The sequence below is a fragment of the Microcoleus sp. F10-B2 genome (genome assembly GCF_036704965.1).
In the GTDB taxonomy this organism is placed as follows: domain Bacteria; phylum Cyanobacteriota; class Cyanobacteriia; order Cyanobacteriales; family Microcoleaceae; genus Microcoleus.
On record NZ_JAUBTB010000078.1, the window covers coordinates 26,577 to 33,945 of the forward strand.

4 protein-coding genes and 1 pseudogene are annotated in these 7,369 nt (G+C 47.5%); 3 read left to right on the forward strand and 2 right to left on the reverse strand.

The genetic code is table 11. The features are described from left to right. The first annotated feature begins 131 nt into the window (after positions 1-131). Entirely contained in the window at positions 132-2,459 is a 2,328-nt protein-coding gene (locus QUA99_RS24775) for a S8 family serine peptidase (RefSeq protein WP_333242840.1), read from the forward strand. Positions 2,460-2,522: 63 nt separating this feature from the next. On the opposite strand, the gene QUA99_RS24780 is transcribed toward QUA99_RS24775, so the two are convergent. Both QUA99_RS24780 and QUA99_RS24785 read right to left on the reverse strand, forming a co-directional pair. Then, positions 2,523-3,254, reverse strand: coding sequence for a WecB/TagA/CpsF family glycosyltransferase (locus QUA99_RS24780; protein ID WP_333242843.1), 732 nt, complete (start codon positions 3,252-3,254; stop codon positions 2,523-2,525). 205 nt (positions 3,255-3,459) lie between these two features. Beyond that, positions 3,460-3,597 (reverse strand): hypothetical protein, encoded by a 138-nt coding sequence (locus QUA99_RS24785; protein WP_333242846.1) that lies wholly within the window; start codon positions 3,595-3,597, stop codon positions 3,460-3,462. A gap of 111 nt (positions 3,598-3,708) precedes the next feature. Between QUA99_RS24785 and QUA99_RS24790 the strand changes: the two genes are divergently transcribed. Together QUA99_RS24790 and QUA99_RS24795 are read left to right on the forward strand one after the other, a co-directional pair. Then, a complete protein-coding gene (locus tag QUA99_RS24790) occupies positions 3,709-6,918 on the forward strand; it encodes a glycoside hydrolase family 15 protein (RefSeq protein ID WP_333242849.1) in 3,210 nt (1,069 codons plus the stop codon). Positions 6,919-7,127: 209 nt separating this feature from the next. Further along, positions 7,128-7,369: pseudogene (locus QUA99_RS24795) on the forward strand (IS4 family transposase); the annotation flags it as partial.

The window sequence follows — 7,369 nt, forward strand, 5'->3', positions numbered from 1 at the left end:
GGTCCGACGCGGACTGATGGAAAAACTACCGCTGTTAGTTACAGTTTCAAACCCCTCATGGTAAAAACATCCCTGACGGCTTATAAATATGTTTGATAAATAGACATCAAAGTCAAACAGGAATATTTCTGATGGTACAACCAAGCAAACCGACCTCCGAGACTCTCCAAAATTATCAAGGAATTGGAGTTCCAGAAGAAAGTCTGGCAGTGATTTTGCAGCGCGGCGGCGATGAATTGCTGCTGTCAAAAGCGGACGATCGCTTTACAGTCCGCCCCTCACCAACAGCATCAGCCTCAAACGATTGGGCTGCAACAACTGGGGCAAAACTCAACCGTCGCGTCGGCCAAAGCAATCTCGATGAATATCTCGTTGCGCCCTCTAACCTAGAAGCAGCAATGCAAGCAGCCCGCGCCAGCGATGCTGTAGCTTTTGCCAGCCACGTCTATTGCCCCGCGAACAATCCGAGTACATTCTTTTATTTAACCGACCAAATTACGATTCAATTTGGCGAACAAGTAGATGAACAATCGCGAAAGGCGATCGCCAATGCAGCAGCTTTAAAAATAGTCCGACCAGTAGAAGGAATTCCCAACACGTTCGTCTGCGAAGTCACCAAACAAGCAACAGAAAACCCGGTCAAAATTGCCAACCGCCTGACAAGATATCCAGAAGTTCTCGTAGCGGAACCAAACATTTTAGTAGAGACGCAGCAGCATTACACGCCCCGCGATCCGCTTTATCCCAAACAGTGGTATCTCAACAACAAAGGCGGCAACCAACTTGTCGGCGGCGCTCAAATTTATGCCGAACCAGCTTGGGACATGACTCGCGGAGTTCGATCGATCGTAATTGCGATCGCCGACGATTCAGTTGACATCACCCACCCAGATTTTCAAGGCCAAGGCAAAATTGTCTCACCCATCGATTTCAAAGAGGGCGATACCTCCCCGATGCCAGTAGCCGACTCAGACAACCACGGCACAAGTTGTGCGGGCGTCGCCGTTGCAGAAGAAAACGGCAAAGGCATTGTCGGCGTCGCCCCCGGCTGCGCCCTGATGCCCATCCGTACCAGTGGTTTTCTCGATGACAATTCTGTCGAAAAAATATTTAATTGGGCGATCGAAAAAGGGGCCGCCGTCATTTCTTGCAGTTGGGGGCCTTCAGCAGTTTACTATCCCCTTTCCCTGCGGCAGAGTGCGGTCATCACCAAAGCAGCAACCCAAGGGCGGGGCGGCAGAGGCTGCGTTATTCTGTTCGCTGCGGGCAATGCCAACCGCCCAGTCAACGGCACTGTTAACGAGAAAGGCTGGCCCAACAACGTCTTGGGCGGTCAAACTAGATGGCTGGCAGGATTTGCCGTTCACCCAGACGTAATTGCCGTCAGCGCTTCCACTTCCCTCAACAAAAAAGCAGCCTACAGCAATTGGGGCACCAGCATCTCGGTTTGCGCCCCCAGCAACAACGCGCCGCCGGGCACTTGGTTGCCGGAAACCGGATTTATCGGCACGCCGCCGGAGGTGACGCAGTATTTGCCAGGTTTGGGGGTGTTTACTGCCGATCGAGTGGGCGATCGGGGCTACGACTGGGGGGACTATACTGATACTTTTGGCGGTACTTCCAGCGCCACTCCAGTAGTCGCTGGGGTTGCAGGGTTGATACTTTCGGCTAACCCCCGTTTGACGGCGCGGGAAGTGCGGGGAATTCTCGAACAAACTGCTGAAAAAATTGTCGATCCCGATCCCGATCCCCAGTTGGGCAATCGCCTGGGAAATTACGATCCTAACAACGGTCGCAGCGATTGGTTTGGTTACGGGAAAGTGAATGCTTTTAAAGCTGTGCAAGCTGCGGTGAGAAAGGGCGGCGGCAATCCGAATATCGGCGGTTCGGTGTTCAGCGATATTTCTGGACATTGGGCACAGAAGTTTATTGAAGCTTTGGCTGCAGCGAATATAATTAGCGGTTTTCCTGACGGTTCTTTTAGACCTGATGACAGTTTAAACCGTGCTCAATATGCGGCGCTGTTGGTGAGTGCGTTTAGTCCGATTCCGAGGATGCCGGCTACAAATTTTATTGATGTTTCTGCTAGTTTTTGGGCGAGAAGTGCGATCGAACGGGCAAATCGGGGGGGGTTTTTGGCGGGGTTTCCGGGGTTGAAGTTCGGCCCGAATCAGAATTTGACTAAGAGTGAGGCGATCGTGTCTTTGGTTAACGGTTTGGAACTCAAGGGCGGCAATCCTGATTCTTTGAAAGTTTACATCGATCGCTCTCAAATTCCTAATTTTGCTTTGAGTGCGATCGCCACAGCAACTGCTTTGAAGATTGTGGTTAATTATCCTTCCCGCGATTGGCTTTCGCCGCAGCGGGATATTACCCGCGCTGAGATTTCGGTTTTGATTTACCAGACTTTGGTGGCGATTAATCGGGCAAAGGCGATCGATTCTCCTTACATTGTCTAATGGCAATAGGTTCCTCGTGAGGACTAAACTTCTCACGAGGAACCTATTTTATTGTGGCAGATTTTAAGCTCGAAAATCTCCCAAAGCTTTCAATGCAAACTGTGGCAAAGCCAACATCCGTCGCCACCGCCAAGGTTCTTGATAAAGTCGGTACAACCATTCTAAATGATTGTCGCAAAACCAAGCCGGCGCGCGGTCTTTTGTTCCCGCCCAAATATCAAAACTGCCACCAACTCCTACCCAAATTGACTGAGGACAAAGGTGTCGGTGTTCGGCAATCCAAAATTCTTGGCGCGGCACTCCCAAGCCTACAAAAATTAGTTTGGGCTGCATTTGTTTGAGGCTTTCACGGAAGTCTTTTTCTTCATCTGCGGAAAGATAACCGTGTTGAGAAGCAATCGACAATCCGTTAACTTTTTGCTGCCAAGTTTCTGCCGCAGCAGCCGCCACTCCCGGGGAACCTCCAAAGAAAAATAGTGGTTCCGAATCCGGCAATTTTCCCGCTTGTTGCAGCAGCGATTCTGCTAATTCAATCCCCGGATAGCGCTGTGCCTGTTTGCCTCGCAGCCGCAAGTACAGCACCACTCCCGAACCGTCGGGAATCACCAGTTCCGCTTTGCGGATTACATCTGCTAAAGCCAGATTTTGCTCGGCTTGCATCGCCATTTCAGCATTTAGCGTCACGACGTGACTTCCTAACCCTTGATGCAGGCGCTGCATCAGCCAACCTGCATAATCATCTAATATGTGAACTGGTAGTCCCAGCACAGAAAATTGCGGCTGCGATCGATCCATATTTTTTTTTGAGATTCCTACACACCTAGTTATTTAAATTAGCTTAGATTGGCGATCGATGCTAGACCACTTTTGGACGCAAAAAACCCGGTTTGTGCCACCAAGAGTCTGTTAAGTCATCGTTCGGTGGCCCAGAAACCGGTTTTTTTGTAAGCGAGGGATCGCGCAAGTTCATTAGAGTTGGCAAGCCAAGTGCGATCGCTCATTAGTGTTCGATTTTTTTGACAGAGCCGTCGGCGTACCATTCCATAGGTACGAGTTCAATTTTACCATTAATCTTCACTGTAGAGTAGACAATTTTTACGAAAGGAACGCTGTTGTTATTGTTGTTGCGGCTGGACATGGCAATCACCTTGTTGTGTTTGCAAAACTTGAGAAATAGTCTGAACTCTGATATATTTAAAAGTCTATTCACCCCCATTCGGCTCGCATCAGGAAAAACAAGGAAAACGAAATGGCGATCGCAAAAACCCAGCGGCAAACCAAGTTAGATTATTACTACCAGCAAATCAAAAACATCATCCTCAAGCGCCAAAATCCAATTACTGGTTTGCTGCCGGCGAGTACCGCCGTTAACGCCCACGGCGACTACACCGATGCCTGGGTGCGCGACAACGTGTACAGCATTCTCGCGGTTTGGGGTTTGGGTTTAGCTTACCGCAAAATTGATGGCGATCAGGGCCGAACATTTGAACTGGAACACAGCACCGTCAAACTGATGCGCGGCTTGCTGTTTGCGATGATGCAGCAATCGAGCAAAGTAGAACGTTTTAAAAATACTCAGTCGCCCCTAGATGCCCTGCACGCTAAATACAATACTCAAACTGGAAGTATTGTTGTCGGTGATGACAAGTGGGGACATTTACAGTTAGATGCTACATCTATATATTTGTTAATTCTTGCTCAAATGACGGCTTCCGGCCTGCACGTAATTTTTACAATAGATGAAGTCAATTTCGTGCAAAATTTAGTTTACTACATCGGTAGAGCCTACCGCACGCCGGATTACGGAATTTGGGAAAGAGGTCATAAAATCAATCGCGGCAATGCAGAATTGAACGCCAGTTCAGTTGGCATGGCCAAAGCAGCGCTGGAAGCAATAAATGGGTTAGATTTGTTCGGTATTCAAGGTTCTCAAGCGTCAGTTATTCACGTTTTGCCCGACGAAATTGCCAGAAGTCGCATAACTTTGGAATCGCTTTTGCCTCGCGAATCTAGTTCAAAAGAAGTAGATGCGGCTTTACTGAGTGTGATTAGTTTTCCGGCTTTTGCTGTGGAAGACCGAGAATTAATAGAACGGACTAGAAATAAGATTATTGACAAATTGCAAGGAAAATACGGCTGCAAGCGGTTTCTGCGGGACGGACACCAAACAGTTTTGGAAGATGCGGATCGCCTGCACTACGAACCCACAGAATTAAGGCAGTTCGAGCACATTGAATGCGAGTGGCCGCTATTTTTCACTTATTTATTCTTGGACGGCCTATTTCAGGGAAATCAAGCTCAAGTGCAAGAGTACCAGCAGCGTTTGGAATCTCTAGCAGTCGATCGCTCTGGTTTGCCGCTACTACCCGAATTGTACTACGTCCCCGCCGAAAATATAGAAGCAGAAAAGTTACATCCCCGCAGCCAACAGCGTTTGCCCAATGAAAATATTCCCCTCGTTTGGGCGCAAAGTCTGTATTTTCTCGGTCAATTGCTAAACGAAGGATTAATCGCAGTTGGCGATATCGACCCGCTGGGAAGGCACCTATCAGTCGGCCAACACAGAGAACCTTTAGTGCAAATTGCACTGTTAGCTGAAGACGAAGATTTGCAAGCAGAATTAGCCGCTAACGGCATTGCGGCGCAAACTCCAAAACAGGTAGAACCAATTCAAGTCCGCCAGACTAAAGAATTATCAGCTATTTACACCCAAATTGGACGCAACGACCAATTATGTTTAACCGGCCGCCCCGTGCGCCGTCTGCGGAGTTTAACAACTTCTCGGGTGTTTAAAGTTCGCGAAGAGGCGATCGTATTTCTCCCCTCGTTTTTGGACAGACAAGAATTTTACCTAACTCTAGATTACCATTTTCTAGTATCTAAAATCAAAAGCGAAATAGCTCACATTCACCGCCACTGGTATCAGTTGGGACGCCCTACGGTAACGCTGATGTTGACTCATACCATGCTGGAAACCGGCCGGGAAGCGCTGCTGGAATTAATGAAGGAACTCCGCGACGGACTCTCAGAAAATACGCCTGTAAAACTGGGAAATCTCAAGCAGTTAATGCTGACCGCTGGCACCGAAAGAATTGATTTCATGCACGATTTTGAATTTACCGAATCTCCGGTGACAGGTGCAGTAGAAACGCGCAGCTATCTAACTTACAATCCTGAAAAAACTTGGCCTTTGGGTCACACGCAAGAATTTAAATTAGAGTGCGAAACTAATACTCAATTCTTGCTAACTAGCTTGCGCGATTCAGAAAATTTGTACGAACAAATTGAGTTGCTGCACACGTTAGTTCGCCTCAAAGGATTAAATTTTGATACAGAATTTGGAGCTTCAGAACAAACAGTGAAAGTTGTGGATTTGCTCAACGAAGTTTATACAAAAGCTGGAGAAAGTTCGCAATCAAAAATCCAATGGGCAGTCATCCGCCATGCCGCAGGATTGCTGGACAAGGTTGATATCAGCTTATCCGATGCGGTGACAGATATTTTGGTGCGGCAAAAACAGATTGCTGTGGGGAAAGCCTACAGCGAAGATTCGATAATTTCGCGACCAGGTTCTTACACGGAAGTGATGGACAAAATTCGCCAATTCTGCGGAGAAGATATTCGCGATCGAGTTCTCACCCAAGAAATTCTAATTTACCTAAGCGTCCTAATTAAAGCAGAACCGCAATTATTTAAAGGTCTGCTGACACTGAGAGTTAGCTACTTTATTCTGCTGTTAACAAGCGAATTAGCCCGCGAATTGGGAGTGACCCAAAATGAAGCTTACGAACATTTAATGCAGCTAAGTCCCTTTGAAATCAAAAATCGCCTGCGCCAAGTGTTGACAGAATACGAGGAAATGAATCAAATCCTCAAACAGCAAGAATCCCTGCGTGTCAAACAGCCGGAAAAAGACATTGAATGGGTAGTAGCGCCAGTTTCCGAAGAACCGCAAATGCCTGGGGGAGGATGGCGCCGGAAGCGGCAAATGGAAGGTACTGTCAATCGCGTACCGAAGGATTTTTATCCGAGTGTTTGGGGACTCCTGCGGCACTGCAAAGGCTTGATAATTGGCGACAAATTAGAGCGGCGCAATCGGTTAGATAGCCATATCATTTTATCGGAAATGACCCCAGGTGAAAAGAATTTTGCGCTACAAATCGAGCATTTGCTGAATAAGATTGTCGCACCGGAATATCGACAAGTCAATATTGAGGCGCTGATGGAGTTGGCGGCGATCGCCCAGCGTAACCCAGATTTGCAAGTAGAAGAATACATCGTTTTAGATGTATTAGTCGGTCACGCAGTGCGTCTAAATTGGCTGGGTAAACACCAGGAAAGATCCGATAAATACGACGAAGATAAAGCGGCGGCTTGGCAAGCTTTTTACAATACTTCGCCTTACGTTTGCGCGAGTCACGTACTTGATGCTTTCCGGTTCTTGACGAAGTTTGGATAGATCGTTCGGCGGTTGAAACCGCTTCTTGTCAAACGAAGTCCACTCCAAGCGGACTAAGAAATAAGGGAGTAAGCTTGATTTTGTCTCACAGTTTTGCCCTGGGGGGGTGACGACCCGCCCCAAACCCATAGTTAGTAAGGATTGAGCCAACTTGTGGTAAAAAAAGATAGGCAGCAGAGTTGTTACACGCTTGCCTATCCAAAAAAATAATGATACCAAGATTCTACCAGACCCCTAAACAAAAATACCTGACGCCATCTCAGTTTTTGGTGATGACAATTTTGCTATCCTTGATGCAATCAGAAAAACAAGTCAGATTAGAGCGGCTCTCCCGAGTATTTCCCTGTCTAATTACAGCCGAAAGTCGGCGACGTAAATTACAAAGATTTTTAGATTTACCTCACTCGGGCGATCGAATTAATTTGGTTCCCATTAATTACTTATTGGTTGA